This is a genomic window from Cytobacillus praedii (genome assembly GCF_001439605.1).
GTDB classification, from domain to species: Bacteria; Bacillota; Bacilli; order Bacillales; family Cytobacillaceae; genus Cytobacillus; species Cytobacillus praedii.
On sequence record NZ_LMBX01000028.1, the window covers coordinates 28,607 to 50,395 of the forward strand.

At 38.0% G+C, this 21,789-nt stretch carries 21 protein-coding genes; 19 read left to right on the forward strand and 2 right to left on the reverse strand.

Features of this window, described 5'->3' with window-relative positions:
• Positions 1-411 precede the first annotated feature (411 nt).
• Positions 412-1,320 carry a nuclease-related domain-containing protein gene (locus ASU02_RS21630; RefSeq protein WP_057767505.1) on the reverse strand — a complete coding sequence of 303 codons (909 nt, stop codon included), beginning with the start codon at positions 1,318-1,320 and terminating at the stop codon, positions 412-414.
• 157 nt (positions 1,321-1,477) lie between these two features.
• Between ASU02_RS21630 and ASU02_RS21635 the strand changes: the two genes are divergently transcribed.
• The 13 genes from ASU02_RS21635 to ASU02_RS21695 all read left to right on the forward strand — a co-directional run bounded on the left by ASU02_RS21635 (position 1,478) and on the right by ASU02_RS21695 (position 15,701).
• Complete coding sequence (locus ASU02_RS21635; RefSeq protein WP_057767506.1) at positions 1,478-1,942, forward strand: DinB family protein; 465 nt, start codon at positions 1,478-1,480, stop codon at positions 1,940-1,942.
• 125 nt (positions 1,943-2,067) lie between these two features.
• A complete protein-coding gene (locus ASU02_RS21640) occupies positions 2,068-3,759 on the forward strand; it encodes a glycoside hydrolase family 13 protein (RefSeq protein ID WP_082631891.1) in 1,692 nt (563 codons plus the stop codon).
• Position 3,760: 1 nt separating this feature from the next.
• Positions 3,761-4,648, forward strand: coding sequence for an ROK family protein (locus tag ASU02_RS21645; RefSeq protein WP_057767507.1), 888 nt, complete (start codon positions 3,761-3,763; stop codon positions 4,646-4,648).
• A gap of 247 nt (positions 4,649-4,895) precedes the next feature.
• Positions 4,896-6,197, forward strand: coding sequence for an ABC transporter substrate-binding protein (locus ASU02_RS21650; RefSeq protein WP_057767508.1), 1,302 nt, complete (start codon positions 4,896-4,898; stop codon positions 6,195-6,197).
• A 97-nt stretch (positions 6,198-6,294) separates the two neighbouring features.
• Positions 6,295-7,155 (forward strand): carbohydrate ABC transporter permease, encoded by an 861-nt coding sequence (locus tag ASU02_RS21655; protein ID WP_057767509.1) that lies wholly within the window; start codon positions 6,295-6,297, stop codon positions 7,153-7,155.
• Positions 7,155-7,970 carry a carbohydrate ABC transporter permease gene (locus tag ASU02_RS21660; RefSeq protein WP_057767510.1) on the forward strand — a complete coding sequence of 272 codons (816 nt, stop codon included), beginning with the start codon at positions 7,155-7,157 and terminating at the stop codon, positions 7,968-7,970. Before ASU02_RS21655 ends, ASU02_RS21660 begins: the two co-directional genes overlap by 1 nt.
• Positions 7,971-7,995: 25 nt before the next feature.
• On the forward strand, positions 7,996-9,030 hold the full coding sequence (locus ASU02_RS21665; protein WP_057767511.1) for a LacI family DNA-binding transcriptional regulator: 1,035 nt from the start codon (positions 7,996-7,998) through the stop codon (positions 9,028-9,030).
• Between the two features lie 26 nt (positions 9,031-9,056).
• Positions 9,057-10,721, forward strand: a complete 1,665-nt coding sequence (locus tag ASU02_RS21670) for a glycoside hydrolase family 13 protein (RefSeq protein WP_057767512.1) — start codon at positions 9,057-9,059, stop codon at positions 10,719-10,721.
• 168 nt (positions 10,722-10,889) lie between these two features.
• Complete coding sequence (locus tag ASU02_RS21675) at positions 10,890-11,591, forward strand: response regulator transcription factor (protein WP_057767513.1); 702 nt, start codon at positions 10,890-10,892, stop codon at positions 11,589-11,591.
• Entirely contained in the window at positions 11,588-13,039 is a 1,452-nt protein-coding gene (locus tag ASU02_RS21680; RefSeq protein WP_057767514.1) for a sensor histidine kinase, read from the forward strand. Before ASU02_RS21675 ends, ASU02_RS21680 begins: the two co-directional genes overlap by 4 nt.
• A 5-nt stretch (positions 13,040-13,044) precedes the next feature.
• Positions 13,045-14,124, forward strand: a complete 1,080-nt coding sequence (locus ASU02_RS21685; RefSeq protein ID WP_057767515.1) for a LolA family protein — start codon at positions 13,045-13,047, stop codon at positions 14,122-14,124.
• 125 nt (positions 14,125-14,249) lie between these two features.
• Positions 14,250-14,831 (forward strand): peptide deformylase, encoded by a 582-nt coding sequence (gene def / locus ASU02_RS21690; RefSeq protein ID WP_057767516.1) that lies wholly within the window; start codon positions 14,250-14,252, stop codon positions 14,829-14,831.
• Positions 14,832-14,858: 27 nt separating this feature from the next.
• The gene (locus ASU02_RS21695) at positions 14,859-15,701 is read left to right on the forward strand and encodes a pentapeptide repeat-containing protein (RefSeq protein ID WP_057767517.1); all 843 of its coding nucleotides are present in this window, start codon (positions 14,859-14,861) and stop codon (positions 15,699-15,701) included.
• A 101-nt stretch (positions 15,702-15,802) separates the two neighbouring features.
• On the opposite strand, the gene ASU02_RS21700 is transcribed toward ASU02_RS21695, so the two are convergent.
• The gene (locus ASU02_RS21700; RefSeq protein WP_057767518.1) at positions 15,803-17,242 is read right to left on the reverse strand and encodes an aminotransferase-like domain-containing protein; all 1,440 of its coding nucleotides are present in this window, start codon (positions 17,240-17,242) and stop codon (positions 15,803-15,805) included.
• Between the two features lie 128 nt (positions 17,243-17,370).
• On the opposite strand from ASU02_RS21700, the gene ASU02_RS21705 reads away from it, so the two are divergent.
• The 6 genes from ASU02_RS21705 (at position 17,371) to ASU02_RS21730 (ending at position 21,789) form a co-directional block, all read left to right on the forward strand.
• A complete protein-coding gene (locus ASU02_RS21705) occupies positions 17,371-17,985 on the forward strand; it encodes a LysE/ArgO family amino acid transporter (RefSeq protein ID WP_057767519.1) in 615 nt (204 codons plus the stop codon).
• A gap of 72 nt (positions 17,986-18,057) precedes the next feature.
• On the forward strand, positions 18,058-18,624 hold the full coding sequence (locus tag ASU02_RS21710; protein WP_057767520.1) for a nucleotidyltransferase family protein: 567 nt from the start codon (positions 18,058-18,060) through the stop codon (positions 18,622-18,624).
• A gap of 17 nt (positions 18,625-18,641) precedes the next feature.
• A complete protein-coding gene (locus ASU02_RS21715) occupies positions 18,642-19,655 on the forward strand; it encodes a serine hydrolase domain-containing protein (protein ID WP_057767521.1) in 1,014 nt (337 codons plus the stop codon).
• Positions 19,656-19,879: 224 nt separating this feature from the next.
• On the forward strand, positions 19,880-20,443 hold the full coding sequence (locus ASU02_RS21720) for a GNAT family N-acetyltransferase (RefSeq protein ID WP_057767522.1): 564 nt from the start codon (positions 19,880-19,882) through the stop codon (positions 20,441-20,443).
• Positions 20,444-20,512: 69 nt separating this feature from the next.
• Positions 20,513-21,073 carry a DEAD/DEAH box helicase family protein gene (locus tag ASU02_RS21725; protein WP_057767523.1) on the forward strand — a complete coding sequence of 187 codons (561 nt, stop codon included), beginning with the start codon at positions 20,513-20,515 and terminating at the stop codon, positions 21,071-21,073.
• A gap of 41 nt (positions 21,074-21,114) precedes the next feature.
• Positions 21,115-21,789: an HAD family hydrolase gene (locus ASU02_RS21730; protein ID WP_057767524.1), complete on the forward strand. Its 675-nt coding sequence runs from the start codon at positions 21,115-21,117 to the stop codon at positions 21,787-21,789.

Sequence of the window (21,789 nt, forward strand, 5' to 3'; positions counted from 1 at the left end):
CGACCCCAACAACCTATATTGATTCTCGAAACCTAGCGGAAGGTAAGAAAAACGACCTCAACAAGCCCAATAGATTCCCGACAACTATAGATAGTGCAGAAAAACGACCTCAATAAGCCCGATTGATTCCCTAAAACTAGCAGAAGTGCAGAAAAACGACTCCAATAAGCCCGATGGATTCCCGAAAACTAGTAGAAGTGCAGAAAAACGATCCCAACAGGCCCAATAGATTCCCGAAACCTAGCGGAAGGGCAGAAAAACGCCCCCAATAAGCCCGATGGATTCCCGAAACCTAGCAAGAAAGCCAGAAAAACGAATTCAACAAACCCCATTGATTCCCCGAAAGTAGCTGAAAGATAGAATAGTGTACCCAATGTGAAGCATTTTCAAAAATAATCTTCAGTAATCTATTTATTCATAATAGGACCACTGACCATATCCGATTGTTTTATAATGCTCCCTTAGTATTCTCCATATTATTTTTTTAGATTTTACCAACTGACACCAATCATAAACAGTATTGGTTGTAACCTTTGTATCTGGGAAAAGCAGCTTGAATTCCTCTACGCTTCGAACGACAGCCGTCTGTATATTTTCCTTATGCCCGCATTGATCACAGACTACTTTTCTTTCACTAATTATGAGAAGGAATGATTGGCAAGCTGCACAAGTTATCCCTTTCCGAAGCTGGCCATAATGATAAGTAGGTAGCCGGGTGTAAGGTGATTCTGAGATATGAGCCTGTATTAATAGGTCGGCTAGTTTGCGGTGCAAGCTATTGAGGTTGGATGGTTTCATATTTAAGTTTTTTATTAAGTAATTTAATTGTGGCGGGAAGATCATTTTCTCATTTTGGGGTGCGTTGTATAAGAAGAATTCGGGGTTAACAAAGGTAAGGTAACCTTTTATTGAAAGGTTGAATCCGTACTTTTGAAGAAATTGGCGAAGCAGTGTTTCAATGCGATTCAATTGATGTAGAGGATTCGTAATTTCTTTTCCAGTAGAACAAATATGAAAATTCTTATCTTGGTAATAGTAATTGCCTTCATAATTTTTTACTTCGAAGGGGATAATCGCATCTTGTGTAATGAGTAAAGAATCGATTTGAAAGGTAGTTTTGTTGCTTTCGAGAAGAAGGTCATTCAATATAAGAAATTTACTATTAAGATTGGCGATTAATGAGTCAAATTTCATTTCTCCTTCAAGGCCTTTCTTTAGGTTTAAGTGATGCTGTTGTTCATTTCCTGTTAACTTCATTCTGGCATGTAATAATTTTAAAATGACTAACTCCATCGATTCATTTCTATTTTTTATAAGCATATTTCACTTCCTTTCCATCCTGTTATGTTCATTCTATAATAAGTAGAACGAGAATTTTATGGAAAATTCATGAAATTTATTAGCATTTTTTAATTAAGTATTGGATAACTTTAGTATAGAATATAGATTGATATTGAAAAATAGGGAGGCTGCTAAAATGAGTGAGTTATTATTTAAAAATATGGAATTAACACGGGGTTTCTTTATAAAAACTATTGCTGGCTTAAATGAAGAGATTGTAGATGTTCAGCCTGAAGGCTTCAACAATACAATTAAATGGCATATTGGACATGTGTTAACTTCAGCAGAGCAATTTATGTTTGGATATCCTCACAAATCAGCAAGTATCCCTGCGAATTATTTGGAGCTGTTTGCAACTGGCACAAAACCTTCAGATTGGCAGGGTGAGATTCCTTCTGTTTCTGAACTTACAGCACAGTTAAAAGATCAATTAATGCGCATGAAAGAGATTCCAGCAGAACGCTTTAGTGAAAAATTGTCCACACCTTTTTTGGGTCAGGAAACGTTCGGTGAGATTAGTAATTTTTCATTATTTCATGAATCCATTCATTTTGGTCAAATTCAAGCAATGAAACGTGTAATAGAAGCAGCACAGGCTTAATAAGTAATTAGAAAGGGAGGGCAGCTATGGCTCTCTTTTTCTATATATTTTGTGCAAGCGATTGCATTATTGTTGTGGAAATATTAAAATAATTCCATCGGAATATTAGTAGGTGGTGGAGGAAATTGACCCAGTCAATAGATCCGTGGTGGAAAAAAAGTGTAGTGTATCAAATTTATCCGCGAAGTTTTAAGGACTCTAATGGAGATGGAATTGGTGACTTGCAGGGGATTATTTCAAAATTAGATTATTTGCAAAGGTTGGGGATAGATGTCATATGGTTGAGTCCAATCTATGATTCTCCAAATGATGACAATGGCTATGATATTCGGAATTACCGGGCAATCATGAAAGAATTTGGTACAATGGATGATTTTGAACAATTGATCAAAGAAGCAAAAGACCGAAACATTCGAATTGTGATGGATTTAGTTGTGAATCACACATCTGATGAACATGAATGGTTTGTTGAATCGCGCTCATCCATAAATTCAGCCTACCGGGATTATTACATATGGCGTACAGGGAATGAACACAATCCTCCGAACAATTGGGGTTCTGTTTTTTCTGGGTCTGCTTGGGAAAAAGATGAAAATACGAATGCGTATTATTTGCATTTATTCTCAAAAAAGCAGCCTGATTTGAACTGGGAGCATGCACCTCTAAGAAATGAAATCTATGACATTATGACCTATTGGCTGGAAAAAGGAATTGGCGGATTTCGCATGGACGTGATTAACTTTATTTCGAAAGATTCGCAATTACCTAATGGAGCAATTCCTCCTAATCAAAAGTATGGAGATGGAAGCCCATTTTATATGAATGGACCAAGGATTCACACGTACTTACGAGAAATGAATGAAAGAGTATTACGCCATTATGATGTGTTAACAGTAGGGGAAATGCCTGGAGCAACGACTGAGGATGCACAAATCTATACAAATCCGGAGAATCAGGAAGTGAATATGGTATTCACTTTTGAACATATGAACCTCGACAGTGGTCCTTTTGAAAAATGGGATGTTCGGCCATTAAAGTTAAAAGAATTAAAGCGAAACTTTGAGAAATGGCAGAATAAGCTGCATTATGTTGGATGGAATAGTCTGTATTGGAATAATCATGATCAGCCGCGAGTTGTCTCAAGGTTTGGGGATGACCAGATGTATCGGGAGGAATCTGCGAAAATGCTGGCCATTTGTCTGCATATGCTCCAAGGGACTCCATATATTTACCAAGGAGAAGAGCTTGGCATGACAAATGTGCAGTTTGATGCGATTGATGATTATCGAGATATTGAAACGCTCAATATGTATAAAGAGAAACGGGAATTGGGAATCTCTCATGAAAAAATCATGGCAAGTATTTATGCGAAAGGGCGGGATAATGCACGTACTCCTATGCAATGGACAGCAGAAGGAGGATTTACAGATGGGGTTCCTTGGATCCAGATGAATCCGAATACAGTTAGAATAAATGCTGAGGAAGCCATTGCAGATCAATCCTCTATTTTTTATACGTACCAAACACTGATTCATTTGAGAAAAGAGCATGACATCATTGCTAATGGAAGTTTTCAATTGTTATTGCCAGACCATCCATATTTATTTGTTTATAAAAGGCAAACTAAGGAGGAAGAATGGCTCGTTGCAGCCAATTTCTCTAAACAGATGGAGCAGTTAACCTGTGAGGAATGCAATGTCCCGCATTGGAAAGGGAATCTTATCATAGCTAACTACAATACTTGTAAAATAGAAAACGAAATAATAAAACTTCGCCCTTATGAGGCGTTTGTGCTTGCTTATGGAAGGAGGCAGTAAGGTGGGAAAAATAGCTGGTATTGATATTGGAGGAACAAAAATCCGTTTTGGTATTGTAAATGAGTTAGGGGAAGTATTGGCCGAATGGACGATTCCTACAAAGATTCCTCTATATCCATATTTAGAAGAACAGATTCTTAGGATGAAAATGGATTTTCCTGATCTTTCAGGAATAGGTATTGGTACAAGAGGAATGGTGGATGCAGAGACAGGTGTAATCACTTTTGAAAAGGAACTGGAAGGATGGCAGGGAACTGCGGTTAAATCCCAGTTGGAAACAGCAACGGGTCTGAGGGTTGAATGCAATAATGATGCGAACTGTGCAGCTCTTGCGGAAGTTCAATTAGGAGCAGGAAAAGGTTTTCGGAGGGCTGCATGTTTAACGGTTGGAACAGGACTCGGAGGCGGATTCATTTTCGATGGGCGGATAATGAATGGGGCCAACGGAGGTGCCGGAGAAGTCGGCCACATGATCTTATATCCAAATGGGCTGCTTTGCGGATGCGGCAGAAAAGGCTGCAGTGAACAATATGTGTCTGGCACAGCATTGAGAAGGCTCATTCGCGAGGAGAATGTCATCGATCCTGAAACACGTGATCTTGCGATGCCGCAACATCTTTTTCGGTTAGCAGTGGATGGAGTAGCAAGTGCAATCTCGGTTCGTGAACGCTTTCTTTCTGATTTTGCTATTGTTATTTCCAGTCTCCAGGCGGTGTTGGACATGGAATGTGTCGTAATCGGCGGAGGAGTATCAGATTCGGCAGATGATTGGTGGGATCTCCTGCTTGAGAGAGTAGAACCATTAAAGCTTAAACCATTCGAGATGAGGCGGGCTGTTTTTGGCAATGAAGCAGGTATGCTTGGTGCAGCAATGCTTATAGTCGACTAATTAAACAAGAAGGATAGCAAAGTGAATTCAAGAAATCCTCTGCAAACGAGAGAGTGAATTTTTTTAAATGTACAATAAGCCCTATCGTAAAAAACAGAATTTTAAATAAACTAGTTGTGATAGCCCAGACGATGTGATAGGATAAATTTAAATCTACATTGCGCAAACGCTTTCATTAGCTTTGCTCTTCTTTTTGTCCATTTGCGCAAACGTTTTCACAAAATAATAAATTTTGGGGGAGAGAAAAATGAAAAAGAAATGGCGAGCAGGAATTTTGGCAGCTTCAATCGGTTTAGCTGGGTTTTTGACAGGCTGCAGTTCAGACGAAGCAGGCAAATCGGATAATAATTCGAAAAGTGAACAAGTTGCATTAGATATTTTTCAATTTAAAGTAGAATTTAAAGACCAATTCGAGGCAGTTGCAAAAGCGTACGAAGAAGAAAATGAGAATGTGAAAATTAATATTACGACTGTTGGCGGAGGAGAAGATTATGGTGCTGCACTTCGTTCGAAGTTTGCTTCTGGCAACGAGCCAGCTATTTATAATATCGGTGGGCCGCAGGATGTAGAAGATTGGAAGGATAAATTAGCTGATTTATCCGATTCAGCAGCAGCTGATGCAGCACTAGATGGAACGCTTGATGGAGTCACAGTAGATGGTAAGGTGCTAGGACTTCCGTATAATCAGGAAGGCTATGGATTTATATATAACAAAAATATATTCGAAAAAGCTGGAATCGATCCTTCGACTATTGTTGACTTTGCTTCTTTAGAGGCAGCGGTTAAGGAATTGGACAGCAAAAAAGGCGAATTAGGTCTTGAAGCGGTATTTGCTCTTCCAGGGAAAGAAACATGGGTAACTGGATTGCATTTATCCAATACGTTTATTGCTCCAGAGTTTGATAACAATGTATTAAAAGCTTTTGAGTCAAAAAATATTGAATTTCAATATGGGGATGCGTTCCAAAAGGTCCTCGATCTGCAGAATGACTTTTCAGTGCAGCCGACTGTTAGCCTTGATTATTCGAAACAAGTAGAAGAGTTATTCTCCTTGCAAAAAGTGGCGATTATTCAACAAGGAAACTGGGTGTATGGGTCCATTGCAGGTATTGATGAGGAATTTGCTAGTAATGGAATTGGATTATTACCGATTCCGGTAGAAGGGTACAAAGGGGATCATATTCCAGTAGGGATTCCAATGTATTGGGGAGTAAATAGCAATGCAGATGAAGCAGTTGTTAAAGAGGCGAAGAAATTCCTGGATTGGCTTTACACTTCAGATACAGGGAAAGAAACAGTGTTAAATGATTTCAAATTTATACCTGCGTACAACGGCTATGATTCTTCAAAAATATCAGATCCTCTTTCAAAAGCTGTTTATGAATATGCAGAAAAGGGCAAAACGATTGGCTGGACATTCATGGGATATCCAACTGGATGGGGGCAGGATGAATTAGGGGTTGAGATTCAGAAATACTTAAGTGATGAAGGAAGCTGGGAAGACGTGATCAATGCTACGAAGAAGGCGTGGGAGTCTTCGCGTCAGTAATTATCCATGCGAATGAGAAACAAAGTAGCCTTTGCGCTACTTTGTTTTGTGAGATTGAGAAATGTAAAGAATCTTTCATTTACGAAGAGGTGAACAAATGCGTAAACGAGATCTATCCTATTGGCTATTTTTAATGCCGGTGCTAGCTGCGTTACTGCTAGTTGTCATCGCCCCTTTATTGCTTGGGATTTATTATTCATTCACAGACTGGAATGGCATTCAGACGAAGGGATTCGTAGGTTTTGATAATTATATCGCATTGTTCCAAGACGAGCGTTTCATGGATTCACTTTGGTTCACGGTAAAATTTTCAATTGTTTCTGTGATTTTGATTAATCTAATAGGTCTATCACTTGCATTAATCGTTACAGCAAAATTAAAAACAAATAAAGCATTAAGGACCATTTTCTTTATGCCTAATTTAATTGGCGGACTTATTCTCGGTTTCATTTGGCAGTTTATTTTTACTAAGGCATTTGCAGGCTTTGGTTCCATAGTGGGAATTGAAAGCTTACAAGGCTGGCTTTCAACGCCAGGAACTGGGTTCTGGGGACTTGTTATATTGATGAGCTGGCAAATGTCCGGGTATATTATGGTGATTTATATTGCTTATTTAGAGGGTATTTCGAAAGAATTAATCGAAGCAGCTGAAATAGATGGTGCTAATGCTTTCCAGCGTTTCCGCCATGTTGTGTTTCCGTTAGTTGCTCCAGCGTTTACGGTAAGTATGTTTTTGACCTTGTCGAATACGTTTAAGCTATATGATCAAAACCTCTCTTTAACAGGTGGGGGCCCATATAATTCAACACAAATGGTAGCGATGGAGATTTTTAATACAGCATTCGGCCGTTATGATATGGCCTACGCACAGGCGAAAGCGGTTATCTTTTTCTTGATTGTTGCAGTTATTGCTTTACTGCAAGTCTATCTTTCTAAGAAACGTGAGGTGGAAATGTAGTGCGGAAAAAGCATTTAGTTCCTCTAGAGGCAGCTGGGATATTTTTAGCGCTTATTTGGCTGGCGCCCTTCTATTTAATGATCGTAAACTCGCTGAAAACTAAACGGGAAATTTTTGAGGATACATTGAAGCCGCCTAGTACGGTTACATTTGAAAACTATGTGCAGGCATTTTCAGAATTGGATTTTTTAAGAACCTTCGTCAATTCAGTTTTGATTACCGTGCTTAGTGTGGTCATTATTGTTATTTTTTCATCGATGGCAGCATATGCCCTTTCACGTGTAAAGAGCCGTCTAAGTACAATTATTTTCTTTGTATTTGTGGCTGCGATGCTCATTCCATTCCAATCTGTCATGATTCCGCTCGTGACAATCTTTGGGAAGTTTGAAATGCTCAATCGCGGCGGATTGATATTTATGTATTTGGGGTTTGGTGCAAGCTTATCGATCTTTTTATATCATGGCGCCCTATCTTCTATTCCCAAATCATTAGATGAGGCAGCTACCATTGATGGAGCGAACAAATTTCAAGTCTTTTGGTACATTATTTTCCCAATGTTAAAGCCGATAACAGTGACTGTTGCCATTTTAAATACGATCTGGATATGGAATGATTACTTGCTTCCATCGCTTGTTATTAACCAGAAAGGGATGGAGACAATTCCGTTAAAGATGTTCTTTTTCTTTGGAGAGTATACAAAGCAGTGGCATCTAGCTTTGGCTGGGTTAACATTGGCGATCATCCCAGTCATTATCCTGTATTTCTTTGCCCAAAAAGAAATAATAAAAGGTGTGTCAGAGGGAGCCGTAAAGTAAAATGTAAAAAAAGGAGGGTGTTCGAATGGCTGTGACAATCATTGATGTAGCGAGAGAAGCCAATGTTTCCCCGTCTACCGTTTCACGTGTAATTGCAGATAGTCCAAGAATTAGTGAACAAACAAAGCGTAAAGTAAGAGAGGTAATGGAGCGCTTAGCATATCATCCAAACTTTCAAGCGAGGAACTTAGCTGCAAAAAGCACGAAAACAATTGGCGTAATCATGGCGCACTCTACTTCACTGGCATTCCAAAATCCTTTTTTTCCTGAAGTCATTCGTGGGATTTGCACAAGTGCGCATTCAAGCCAATATGGAATTTATTTATCTACAGGCGGTACAGAGGAAGAGATTTATCAAGAAGTTGTGTCAATGGTGCAAGGAAGAAAGGTAGATGGTATTATTCTGCTTTACTCTCGTGTGAATGATCGGACAATGAACTTTTTAAAGCGTTCTGGCTTTCCGTTTACAATGGTAGGCCGCCCATATCAATACGAGGATGAGATTACATATATTGATAATGATAATAAGCAAATAGCACATGAGGTAGTGGATTATCTATTTAGCTTAGGGCACGAACAGATTGCCTTTATTGGAGGGAATCTCGATTATGTCGTTTCATCTGACCGTTTGGAAGGATACCATCAAGCTCTAATGGAGGCTGGTCTTTCGTATTCAGATGCCTATTTTATCCATGATGATGTATTTAAATCACAAGGAAAAGGCTCTGTTCATGACTTGATGAAGCTAGATGCTCCACCAACTGCCATCGTTGCACATGATGATTTGGTTGCATATGAGATCATCCGTTATTTAGAAGAGCTTTCCATTCAAGTCCCTAAGGATATCTCTATCGTGAGTTTTAATAACCACGCACTGTCTGCTTATGTGAAGCCGCCTTTAACATCTGTTGATATTTCAATTTTTGAACTAGGCTTTGAAGCAGCAAACTTTTTATTAGAAATGGTTAGTAATCCTGAGGTGGCTGTGAAGTCTCATTTTGTGTCAACGGCTTTAATTGAAAGAGAATCTTGTAAAAGAATGAACGGATTGGTTGAATAAACAACAGACAGATAAAGAGGGATAATATGGAGAAAATTTGGTGGAAGGAAGTAGTTGCTTATCAAGTGTATCCACGAAGCTTTCAAGATTCGAATGATGATGGAATTGGAGATTTGCAAGGACTTCTTTCTAGATTAGATTACATTCAGGATTTAGGGATCGATGTCATTTGGATCTGCCCTATGTATCAGTCACCGAATGATGATAATGGATACGATATTAGCAATTATCAAGAAATCATGGAAGAGTTCGGCACGATGGAAGATTTCAATCAGCTCCTTAAAGAAGTGCATCAGCGCGGTATGAAGATAATAATTGATTTAGTTATTAATCATACGAGTGATGAACACCCTTGGTTTATTGAATCCAGGTCTTCGAAAAGTTCCGAAAAGCGTGACTGGTATATTTGGAGAGATGGGATCGACGGGAAAGAGCCGAATAATTGGGGAAGTATTTTTAATGGATCCGCTTGGGAATTCGATAAAGAAACGGAGCAATACTACTTACACTTATTTTCGAAGAAGCAGCCTGACTTGAATTGGGAGAATAAGAATGTAAGAGATGCTTTATATGAAATGATTAAATGGTGGCTAGATAAAGGGATTGATGGATTCCGAGTAGATGCAATCAGTCATATTAAAAAAGACACAACATTTGCCGATATGCCAAATCCAGATCAGCTTCCTTTTGTTCCTGCATGGGAGAAGTATATGAATGTCCCGGGAATCATGACCTTCCTTGAAGAATTAAAACAAGAAACTTTTGCGAAATATGACATTATGACTGTTGGAGAGGCAAATGGTGTTGGAACAGAGGATATTCATGAATGGGTGGATTGGGCAGATGGAAAATTCAATTTGATTTTTCAGTTTGAACATTTAAGTCTATGGGATGCTGAAACGAAGAAAAAGCTCAACATTACGGAGCTAAAACATGTTTTAACAAGGTGGCAGAAAGCATTAGAGAAAAGCGGATGGAATGCGTTATTTATAGAAAATCATGATCAGGCTCGCTGTGTATCTACTTGGGGAAATGATAGAGAATTTTGGAGGGAAAGTGCGACGTCACTTGCGACGATGTATTTCTTTATGCAAGGAACGCCATTCATTTATCAAGGACAGGAATTGGGTATGACCAATGTGAACTACAAAGTCATAGAGGAATATAATGATGTGGCTACAAAAAATTTATATAGGCACCGAATAGAACAAGGAGATTCCTCTGAGCAGGTAATGGACATCATCAGGAAAACAAGCCGAGATAATTCACGAACGCCCATGCAATGGTCTGCTGAAGAAAATGCCGGATTTACAAAAGGAACCCCATGGCTCAAAGTAAATCCAAACTATACTAAAATTAATGTAAATACCGAGAAAAAAGATCCGCACTCTATATTGAATTATTATAAAAAGATGATTCACTTACGTAAATCAAATGAGATATTTGTGTATGGTGCATATGATTTAGTGTTAGAAGAACATCCATCGCTTTATGCTTATACTCGTACATTAGGTCAAGAGAAGGTGCTTGTTTTGTGTAATCTATCGGAAAAGCAGGTGTCTGTTGACCCGGTGGAAGGAATTATCTATAAAAGGCCAAATCTAATGCTGGCAAATCTTGAAGTAGAGGATCATGAGGAGACAGGGGCTATCAAGCTTGCTCCATATGAGGCGAGAATTTATAAAGTATAAAGGAATAAATAAAAATAAATATTTGTTTTTCACCCCGTCCTAAAATAGAACGGGGTATTTATATTGAATGTAAAAGATGCTAATTTCTACTATGATAAAAGTAAAGTAATTATAAAGTTTTAAATCCTATCATTTTTTCATGCTATCTTTGTTTTGGGAGGAAATAAGATGGAAGCAAACATTTTACTAGTAGAAGATGATACCGAAATTGCACGTATTATTCGTGATACGCTAATAACAGCAGGACATAAAGTGACGTGGGCAACAACGGGACTAGAGGGGTTAAATGACTTTCAGTCAGGCTCGTATGATTTGATGCTAGTCGATTTAATGCTTCCTGAAATGGATGGATTTGCATTATGCCGCAATATACGCTGGAAAAGTGACATACCAATTATCATTATTAGTGCGCGTAAAGATGATGTTGATAAAATTGAGGGGTTAGGACTCGGAGCGGATGATTATATGTCCAAGCCGTTTAGTTTAGCAGAATTAAAGGCACGCATTGATTCTCATTTGAGACGCTGGTTCCGTTATAACCGTATAGAAGAAGAAAGACATGAACTTCTTTATGATCAAGGCTTAACAATCAATTATAGTTTACAATGTGTATTTTTATTTGGGGAAGAGCTCCCATTAACAAATAAAGAGTTTGAGCTGCTATGTTTGCTAGCTGAAAATGGCAACCGCATATTTTCTAAGCATGAGATCTATGAACATGTATGGCAGCAGGCAGATATAGAAGGATTACATACTGTTACAGTCCATATTAAATCTCTTCGAGAAAAACTAAAGGACCCAGTTAAATCTCCGCATTTTATTCAAACCATCTGGGGGAAAGGATATCGATTTATTGGTGTGCCGTCGTGAAAATAAAAACTTGGCTGCTTGTTTCCTATCTAATCGTTATGATCCTCCCGCTAGTTGCAGCATACGTACTGTTTCTTTGGATTAATGCTTATCATCAAGAAAAAAATGTAGAAGAGTATTTTGAGAAATGGGTTGAGCTCCAAAAAATAATAGAGGTAATAGATACACCAGAAATGTTCCAGCTCGGCAGAACATATGAAGAACTTAATAAGTTAACAGGAGCGCATATAGAGATCAATCTATATTTAAAGGAGGGCTTTTTATTATATACGTCCAATCCAATAAAAACACAGATTGATACAATTGCCAGCACCGATAAGCTTTATAAAAACTTATATGAATTTGAAAAAGATTACTATGCGTATACCTATCGATCGCCAGTTCTACAAGGGAAAGATATTATTGGCATTTATGAGGTCAAATTAGCACGTAATGAGTGGGTGAAGGGTGTTTCTGATCGAACCTGGCTGGTTATTGGCATCTTTGTACTATTCTTTGTTGCTAATTTTACTATTGTTGCATTTCTTGTCAATCGTAAATTAAATAAGCCGCTTCGATTGCTAATGAAACAAATGAATGCTTTCGCGGAAAGAAATGAAGTTTCCCCTATTTATGAAGTAAATGATGAAATTGGCGAGCTCGCAAAAAGTTTTGATGAAATGCGCCTTCAAATTATTACTGCTAAACAAAAGCTTATAGAGGAGCAGGGTGAAAAAGAATATATGATAGCAAGTATTTCTCACGACTTAAAAACGCCGCTTACGTCGATTCGAACCTATGCAGAGGCACTAGTTGGTACGATTCCTAACGAGGAGAAGATCAGTGAATATAGTCAAGTGATTGTCGATAAATCGAACTATATGAAACATATGCTAGATGATTTATTGATGTACACACTCCTTCAAACCCCAACGTATGAAATGGATCTTATAGAAGTTGAAGGAGAAGAATTTTTTGACATGCTTATCTCAGATTATGAGCCGCTTTGCATGGAAAAGGGGATTTCACTTGAATTACTATGTACAGTAGAAGGACTTTACCTTGTCAATCCTAAGCAAATGCTTCGAGTGGTGGATAATTTAATGAGTAATGCGATTAAACATTCGGATTCCAAGGATCATATATTGCTAGCTACGATCCATTCGAAACACCTTCCCCTTTCCATCATGCCGTTTGTTAAACCGCTATTAACAAAACAAGAAGGTATGTATTTGATCGTTCAGAATAGCGGTGAGGGAATTGAACAAACGGAGCTAGAAAATGTCTTTAAGCCTCTTTATCAGGTAGATTCCGCTCGTACAAAAAATAGAGGTTCAGGTACAGGTCTTGGATTAAGTATCACAAAACAAATTATTGAGAAGCATGGCGGTACAGTAGAAATAGCGTCAGACAAACAAGTTGGTACATGTGTGATTTGCTGGCTTCCTTCAATAAATAAAGGAGAATGAAGAGGATGGAATTTTTCAAATCATTAAAGGTTATCAGCGCAGCCGCTGTTATGTCTATTAGTTTAGTAGCTTGTTCGACGGAGGGGAATGAATTTTCTCCGGAGCAAGTAGTACAAAATGCGTTGGCAGATAATGCGAAAATGCCCGCATACTATGGTGAATCTGTCATGAAGTTTAATGATGGAACAGGAAAGATGGAATTAAAGGAATGGGTTTCAGAAGATGGAAAGCGCCGAACAGAAGCGGTAATGCCGGATACAGGGGAAAAATCTATTACAGTAAATGATGGCAATGAGTTGATTTCATTTGACGAAGCTGCGAATACGGCATTTGTTATTGATATGAAAGACAATACACTTATGAATATGTCTCCAAAAGAACAGGCGGAAATGCTTTTGAATGCCATTAAAGACACGCATTCCATTAAACTAGTTGGTGAAGAAAAAATGATTGGTCGGGATGTGTACCATCTAAAAGCGGAAGCAAAGGATGAAAATACATTGTATGGCGACCAGGAAATTTGGGTGGACAAAGAAAACTGGTTTGTTTTAAAAAGTACTTCAGCAAGTGGGGATATCCAAGTCTCGGTTGAATATAAGAAAATAGAATTTAATCCAACTCTTAAGGATTCATTATTCACTTTGGAGCTGCCAAAGGATGTTGAAATGAAAGATATTTCAGCAATGACAGAGGAGAAAGAAGTGCAATCTTTAGAGAAGGCAGTAGAGATAATGGAAAAGCCATTCCTATACGTACAAGAAAAGAATGGTTTAAAAATTGAGCAGATGACTGTTATGTCAGGTGGAAGTGACGTCAACCCGGAATTATCATTAACTTACTTTAAAGACAATCTGCCATATTTCTCATTAAGTATTTTCGCAATTGAAGAGGAAAATAAAGAATTTGATGGCGAGGGAATAAATATTCGCGGATTAAAAGGGGATAAAACAGAAATAAAAGACTTCCGACTGCTAAACTGGGCTGAGGATGGATTCGGATACAGTGTAATAATATCACATCCAGAATTAACATTTGAAGAGATGAATAAAATAATTGAAGAAATGGGATATGTCGAGGTTAAATAAATCCATTTTTTGCAATTATAAAGTGAACACCAGGCCCAAGGAATAAAAAAGATGTCCAATATACTGGACATCTTTTTTATTCCTATTATATCTTTTAAATAAGACAATTGCTGAGGTGTTCATATATGAGTAAATTCCATTCAGATTACATGATTACAATGAAAGATATAGTCCAAGAGGGAACAGATGTATTACGAGTAAAAACGAAAGAAGTGAACATCCCGCTTTTAGAAGAGGATAGAGAAGCTTTATTATGTATGCTTCAATATTTGAAAAACAGTCAGGATCCTTCAATCGCAAAAAAATATAAATTACGCCCAGGCTCTGGGCTGTCAGCAAACCAAATCGGTCTTGATAAGCGGATGTTTGCTGCACTTTTTACAAATGAAAAAAACGAAGACGCTGAATACATGATGATTAACCCGAGAATTGTTAGTCATTCTGTAAATATGATTTATCTTCCTGAAGGGGAAGGGTGCCTTTCGGTGGATCGTGATGTAAAGGGGTATGTACCTAGATATGAACGAATCAAGGTAAAAGCGTATGATATCAATGGACAAGAAGTTGAATACAAATTGAAAGGCTATGGTTCAATCGTTATTCAGCATGAGATGGATCATTTAAACGGCATCATGTTTTATGATCGCATCAATAAAGAAAATCCATTTAGATTACCAGAAAATGTAGAGATACGCAGCTTGTATTAATGCGTGAAAGGAAGTGTACGTGCTTTTATGAAAAAGGATACAATTCCTGATCATTTACGTTCAAACTGTGAGGATTGTTTCGGTTTGTGCTGTGTGGCTCTCCCTTATGCAAAATCTGCTGATTTTGCTTTTAATAAGGATGGGGGAACTCCATGTCCTAACCTGAAAGCAGATTTTCGCTGTGGGATCCATAATCATCTCAGGGAAAAAGGATTCCGAGGCTGTGTTTCCTATGAATGTTTTGGTGCCGGGCAGAAGGTATCACAATTGACTTATCGTGGAAACGACTGGCGTGATCATCCAGCCTTAGCTAAAGAAATGTTTGATGTTCTACCGCGCATGCAGCAGCTTCATGAAATGCTTTATTACTTAAATGAAGCGCTTTGTCAGGAAGAAGCCAAATCAATCTATAGAGATTTGCAGGCTGCTATAGAAGAAACAGAATCTCTGACAAACCTACATTCTGAATCTATCTTAAGCCTCGACATACCAGCCCACAGGATGAAAGTGAATGAATTGCTTCTTCGAACGAGTGAGTTAGTACGTGCTAAAGTTAATTTAAAGAAGAATAAAAGCAAGCATAGAAAAATAGGCAGGGGAAGTGACCTGATCGCGGCAAAATTAAGAGGGGCTGACCTTAGAGGCGCCAATTTAAGGGGAGCTTTGTTAATTGCTGCAGATTTAAGAGGTGCTGATATGAGAGAGGCTGACTTAATTGGTGCGGACTTTAGGGATGCTGATTTAAGCGGGGCTAATCTCACAGGGAGTCTTTTCCTTACTCAAGCTCAAGTGAATGCGGCCAGGGGAGATGTTCATACGAAATTGCCATCTGCTTTAAGGATTCCAGAACATTGGTTACAAGTAGGTTAATAATTCATGGAGGCGTATTTTGAAATCAAAATACGCCTATTATAGTATTTGGCAGATGAAGCTGAATGAACTCTGACTTTGAATTATTAACGCTAACTCAATCAAATAAGCTCTTGAATTATCTCTGCCAGCCGAATGAGCCCTTTTTCTAATTGTTCGATTGGAGCATAGGAATAGGATAATCGTAAATGCTGCTGGTTATTTCGATCATATATATTTCCAGGGTTTAATAGGATCCCTTCTTTTAACGCTTGCCTAAACAATTGATGAATGGAAATTTGTTTATTGATAGAAAGCCAAATATAAAAGCCTCCTTTAGGTACATTCCAAGTGGCAATATCTTTGAAATATGTATGCAGTATATTTATAGTAAAATCTCTCCGTGCGAGTAACTCAGCTCGTATCTCCGCTAAATGGTCATTGTAAAGCCCGCTTGACAGCCACTCCGCAACCGCAAATTGAGATAAAGAGCTTGAGCCATAATCTGTTTGCATTTTTATATCTGATAAACGATCAATGACAGGCTCCGGACCAACAATCCAGCCTATTCTCAGACCTGGACCAAGAGTCTTAGACATGCTCCCTATGTATAAAATTTGCCCTTGCTCATCCATCGATTTTAAAGGGTGAGGTGGCGGATTTTCGAACCATAGGTCCCCATATACATCATCTTCAATTATAGGGATTCCTTCTTTCATACACTCATTTAGCAGCTGCGTGCGTCTATTTAAAGACATGACTATCCCTGTTGGATTGTGGAAAGTAGGAATGGAATAAAGTAATGCTCCATTATGCTGCCTTTTTAGACGCCCGATTGATTGAGGTTGAATCCCTTCTTGATCCATGGGAATACCAAATAAATTCATTCCTGCTGATTGGAAGACATGAACTGAATTTAGATAGGAAGGTGTTTCAAGCAGGACAGCGGATCCCCTGTGCAATAAGCCAACAGAGATCAAGTGTAACGCTTGAAGTCCGCCAGATACAATCATAATGGACGATGGGGAGGCGTTAATTCCTTTACATTTGATGTATTCACTTATCATTTCTCGTAAATATAGATTTCCCTTTGGTTCCGAGTATCCTAAAGAAAGCGAAGGGATACGATGGAATATTTGTTTCATTTTTTGTGCTGGCAATAGTTCAGGAGAAAGCTCCCCTGTACCAAGACGAATGATAGCAGGGTCTGTTTCTGCCGCATTAATGTCTTGGATGATTTGCATATTTGGATGATAAGCACCTGATTTTACATAGCTGATCCAATCAGGGGGTGGAGTGGCAGCAAGCAAACTCCAAGTGTTATTGACAACTAATGTGCCTTTTCCTACTTTAGCCTCGATTAATCCATCTGCAGAAAGCTCTCCCAATGCATTAACGATCGTACTGCGATTTACTTGGAATTTTTGCGCTAGCTCCCGTTGGGGTGGAATCCTCGTTCCGACAGACCATTCTCCATTGATTATTTTCCTTTTTAAATATTCGTATATTTGTTGATGAAGGGAGATTGATGATGATCTATTTAGTTTCCATTCTTCCGGCATACAATCACACTTTCTTTTTTTATACTATTATAAACTGATTGGTTGGGTATAAATACAACCAATTGGTTGGAGATTACGTCATTTAATTCTTATACAATGGGAGCATGAAGAAAGTGAGGGATGTATACATGATAGAAGCAATTCTTCATGGGTTCATATTAGCATTTGGGCTAATCTTGCCATTGGGTGTACAGAATGTATTTGTTTTTAATCAAGGTGCGGTTCAGCCTCAGTTTCGAAGAGCACTGCCGGTCATTGTGACTGCTGCTATTTGCGATACACTATTAATTACCCTGGCTGTTTTAGGGGTGTCAGTTGTTGTTCTTGAATACGTTTGGTTAAAAGCCATACTTCTCACTGCTGGTTTTTTATTTTTAATCTATATGGGGTTTGTTACTTGGAGAAGTAAACCGGAGAGTAAGGAACAGACAGCAATTGTTTCGTTCACCCCGAAAAAGCAAATGGTGTTTGCAATGTCTGTCTCACTGCTTAATCCACATGCGATTCTAGATACAATCGGTGTAATAGGTACGAGCTCATTAAAGTATGCAGGCAACGAAAAGGCGGCATTTGCTGCCATGTGCATCCTTGTTTCTTGGGCATGGTTTATGGGGTTAGGCATTGCAGGAAGAATAACAGGGAAGATGGACAAATCAGAAAGATTGCTAATGGTATTAAATAAAGTCTCGGCAATCGTCATGTGGGGAACAGCTATTTATATTGGGTGTTCACTTATCATATGAATCTCGTAAAAAGGAATTTCATAAGAATAGACGAAATAGTTACATATCCCTTTAAAGAAGGAGCTTTCCAGGATGCTTAAAAGTAAAGAAGATATCATTGCAATAATTGAAGAAGACCAATGGATGATGGAGCTTTTACGGAATGCAAAAAAATTAAATTTACCTGATTGGTGGATTTGTGCGGGGTTTGTTAGATCGAAAATTTGGGATGTGCTTCACGGCTTTATGGAGAGAACGAGAATACCAGATGTAGATGTTATCTACTATGATCAGACCAATCTGGATGAATTGGAGGAAAAAAGGCTTGAAAAGGAGCTTTATTCACTTCTGCCGGCTATCCCTTGGTCAGTAAAGAACCAAGCGAGAATGCATGTTATTAATAATTTTCCTCCGTATCTATCTTCTGTTGATGCGATTTCGAAATTTCCTGAAACAGTTACCGCACTAGGAGTTAAGCTTGATGATGACGACAATTTGATTTTGACTGCACCTTGTGGAATTAGGGATGTATTAAATATGGAGGTAAAACCTACCCCGATTTTCAAGGAAACGAAAGAGCTTACGTTAATATACGAGGAGAGGTTGAAGAAAAAGAGCTGGAGCTCTGTTTGGGATAAGGTAACAGTCACCCATATATAGTAGGAGGTACATGAAGATTGAAGCTGAAAAAGAAATTAAATAACCAATTCCAGTCTGTTGAATTACATGCTAGAAATACATCTAACGCGGTCGATTGTTCCGGTGCAAGTGTAATGGTTATTCACAATGATCAAATTGTTACAGAAGCATACTGGGGAAAACACTCGAAAGCATCTGATGCACGTCCGGTTCAAGAGGATTCCCAATTTCATGTAGCGTCTGTCCGAAAAAGTTATATCGGTTTTGCAGCTGCATACGCGATACATAATGGTTACATTTCTTCAATTGATGATGAAGTAACGAAATATCTGCCTAATGTAAATACTGAACTTTTCGCTAAAACGACGATTAGGCACCTGCTAACACATACCCATGGATTGCATACAATTGAGGGAAAGACCATTCGTGAATTTCCGCCAGGTCAGAGTTGGGCATATCGTGAAATAAGCATAGAAATCTTGACGCAAATAATCCACCATTCCACAGGAAAACCAATTGCTGAAATTCTAAAAGAACAGGTTTTCAATTCTTTAGCATTTAATGAAACGGGCTGGCATGATGAACAAAGCGAGAAATTAGCAGAAGTGATCAGAGACCCAGATAACAAATTTTGGTCCACTGATAAAGGGACGGATGGGAATAAGAAAAACATGTATGTATCCACAAGAGAGCTTGCTTACTGGGGATATCTTCATTTAAAGCAGGGGTTAATTGATGGAAAGCAAGTCGTAGCGAAGGAGATCATTCAGCTGGCTACCTCTCTGCAAAGTCCTGAATTAATAAATAAGGATCTTCCCCAAAACGGCTTTCTGTGGTTTGTGAAAGATCTGCCTGCAAAGATGACGGAAATAGGAGAACTAGTGCCTAAAGGTTCTTTTCAAATACTTGGCTATACAAGTGTAGCGGTATTAGTAATTCCTAAGCACAATATTGTTGCTGTTCGCATGTTTAATAGCTTTGGTTCCCCTCCTGGATATGATTATTCAGCAGATATTCGCGCATTTGGGGATACGGTAATGAATTGTGTATAGAGATATTGAGCATATAATGATTTATCTGCGAAAATAGTCCATTTATCTGCGAAAAATAAATTATATCTACGAAATTGACGAATATATCTACGAAATTAAGGATATATCGATTTTTGGATAAAAATTGTCGCAATCCATTTTAAATATTTATAATTTTTACGAAATTACTTGTACGATTAGAATGAATTCGTTATAACTATATAAAACGCTAAAGGATGAGGGCTATGAATCCATTACTATTTAACTTTCCTGAGGAGTTTGAAACAGAAAGACTAATTATACGAATGCCTAGACCAGGAGATGGAAAGGCGGTTTATGATTCTATTAAAGCTTCAATACCTGAGTTGAAGCCCTGGATGCCGTTTGCACAGAAAGAACAGTCGGAAGCGGATGTAGAAGTTAATATTAGAGAATCATATATTAACTTTTTAAAAAGAGATGACTTAAGATTGCTGGTTTTCTTAAAGGAAACAGGAGAATTTATCGCTTCCTCTGGGTTACATAGAATCAATTGGTCGATTCCGAAATTTGAAATAGGCTACTGGATTGATACAAGACATAGCGGCAAAGGATATATGACAGAGGCGGTTCAAGGCATTACAGACTTTGCGGTAAACGAGCTAAAGGCTCGAAGAATAGAAATACGCTGTGAATCAACAAATAAGAAAAGCCGTGCAATTCCGGAAAAATTAGGCTTTGTTTTGGAAGGAATCCTAAAAAACGAGGGATTGTCTGCTGAATCGAATGAATTAAGAGATACTTGTGTATATGCCAAAGTAATAAATTAGTAGGAATTATAAGGCTGTCAGATGGCAGTCTTATTTTCGTTTATTAAAAATGTAAACAAGGAGGATATTATGAAATTTGTGCTGATATTTGGCCCGCAGGCAGTTGGGAAAATGACTGTAGGACAAGAATTAGAAAAAATTACTGAATTGAAACTGTTTCATAATCATATGACTATTGAATTAGTTAATCAATTTTTTCCATACGGAACGAAAGAAGGGAATCGATTAGTAAGCCTATTCCGCCAAGAAATATTTGAGGAAGTGTCCAAGAGCAAGTTATACGGATTAATTTTTACCTATGTTTGGGCATTTGATTTGCAATCGGACTGGGATTATATTGATAAAATCTGTAAACTTTTTGAATCAAATGGAGGGATTGTTTATTTTGTAGAACTTGAAGCAGAAGTAGGAAAAAGATTGGAACGCAACAAAAGTCCAAACAGACTGGAGCATAAACCTTCAAAAAGAGATATTGAGTGGTCTGAACAAGATTTAATCTCCACTATGGAAAAGTACCGATTAAATTCAGTTGAGGGAGAAATAACAAGAGAAAATTATATAAAAATAAATAATACGGCCATTGGTTCAGCGGAGGCTGCCTATATCATTAAAGAAAAATTTCAATTATAGTTCATACACTATTTGTGATCTAATGAAAGCGGGAAAGAGAAATGATTAAAGCGGTTTTATTTGATTTAGATGGAACGCTGTTAAATCGAGATGCATCGTTAAAATATTTTTTAGAAGCACAATACGAGCGGTTATATCAATATTTAGGGCATATTCCAATAGAGAAGTATACTTCAAGGTTTATAGAATTAGATCAACGAGGATATGTTGGAAAGGATCTAGTATATCAACAATTGATCATTGAATTAAATATTAGCGGAATATCCCGAGAGAGCTTGCATCAGGACTATATAAATGAATTTAGCAACTGCTGTGTTCCTTTCCCTAATCTCATAAACATGTTAGAAAGTTTAAAGGATAGATCAATCCTCTTAGGGATCATAACGAATGGAAAAGGGAAATTTCAAATGGATAATATAAAGGCTTTAGGGATTGAAAACTATTTTGATACCATTCTTATTTCTGAAAGGGAAGGAATAAAAAAGCCGAATCCTGAAATATTTAAGAGGGCATTAAGTAAATTGGATGCCGCAGCCTATGAAAGTATGTACGTGGGTGACCATCCAGAAAATGATGTGCTCGGCTCTAAAAAATTTGGAATGTCAGCAGTATGGAAAAAGGACATTTACTGGGGACATGCTGAAGCGGATTTCGTTATTAATGATTTAATGGATCTGCTTAAAATTGTCGAATCCCAAAAAGGAAGGACTTATTAG

Excerpts from the sequence above, each read along its gene's own strand:
- ASU02_RS21675 (WP_057767513.1), top strand. The coding sequence starts at position 10,890 with ATGGAAGCAAACATTTTACTAGTAGAAGATGATACCGAAATTGCACGT.
- ASU02_RS21730 (WP_057767524.1), top strand. The coding sequence starts at position 21,115 with ATGATTAAAGCGGTTTTATTTGATTTAGATGGAACGCTGTTAAATCGA.
- ASU02_RS21665 (WP_057767511.1), top strand. The coding sequence starts at position 7,996 with ATGGCTGTGACAATCATTGATGTAGCGAGAGAAGCCAATGTTTCCCCG.
- ASU02_RS21720 (WP_057767522.1), top strand. The coding sequence starts at position 19,880 with ATGAATCCATTACTATTTAACTTTCCTGAGGAGTTTGAAACAGAAAGA.
- ASU02_RS21670 (WP_057767512.1), top strand. The coding sequence starts at position 9,057 with ATGGAGAAAATTTGGTGGAAGGAAGTAGTTGCTTATCAAGTGTATCCA.
- def (WP_057767516.1), top strand. The coding sequence starts at position 14,250 with ATGAGTAAATTCCATTCAGATTACATGATTACAATGAAAGATATAGTC.
- ASU02_RS21630 (WP_057767505.1), bottom strand. The coding sequence starts at position 1,320 with ATGCTTATAAAAAATAGAAATGAATCGATGGAGTTAGTCATTTTAAAA.
- ASU02_RS21685 (WP_057767515.1), top strand. The coding sequence starts at position 13,045 with ATGGAATTTTTCAAATCATTAAAGGTTATCAGCGCAGCCGCTGTTATG.
- ASU02_RS21695 (WP_057767517.1), top strand. The coding sequence starts at position 14,859 with ATGAAAAAGGATACAATTCCTGATCATTTACGTTCAAACTGTGAGGAT.
- ASU02_RS21650 (WP_057767508.1), top strand. The coding sequence starts at position 4,896 with ATGAAAAAGAAATGGCGAGCAGGAATTTTGGCAGCTTCAATCGGTTTA.
- ASU02_RS21700 (WP_057767518.1), bottom strand. The coding sequence starts at position 17,242 with ATGCCGGAAGAATGGAAACTAAATAGATCATCATCAATCTCCCTTCAT.
- ASU02_RS21710 (WP_057767520.1), top strand. The coding sequence starts at position 18,058 with ATGCTTAAAAGTAAAGAAGATATCATTGCAATAATTGAAGAAGACCAA.
- ASU02_RS21705 (WP_057767519.1), top strand. The coding sequence starts at position 17,371 with ATGATAGAAGCAATTCTTCATGGGTTCATATTAGCATTTGGGCTAATC.
- ASU02_RS21655 (WP_057767509.1), top strand. The coding sequence starts at position 6,295 with ATGCGTAAACGAGATCTATCCTATTGGCTATTTTTAATGCCGGTGCTA.
- ASU02_RS21635 (WP_057767506.1), top strand. The coding sequence starts at position 1,478 with ATGAGTGAGTTATTATTTAAAAATATGGAATTAACACGGGGTTTCTTT.
- ASU02_RS21725 (WP_057767523.1), top strand. The coding sequence starts at position 20,513 with ATGAAATTTGTGCTGATATTTGGCCCGCAGGCAGTTGGGAAAATGACT.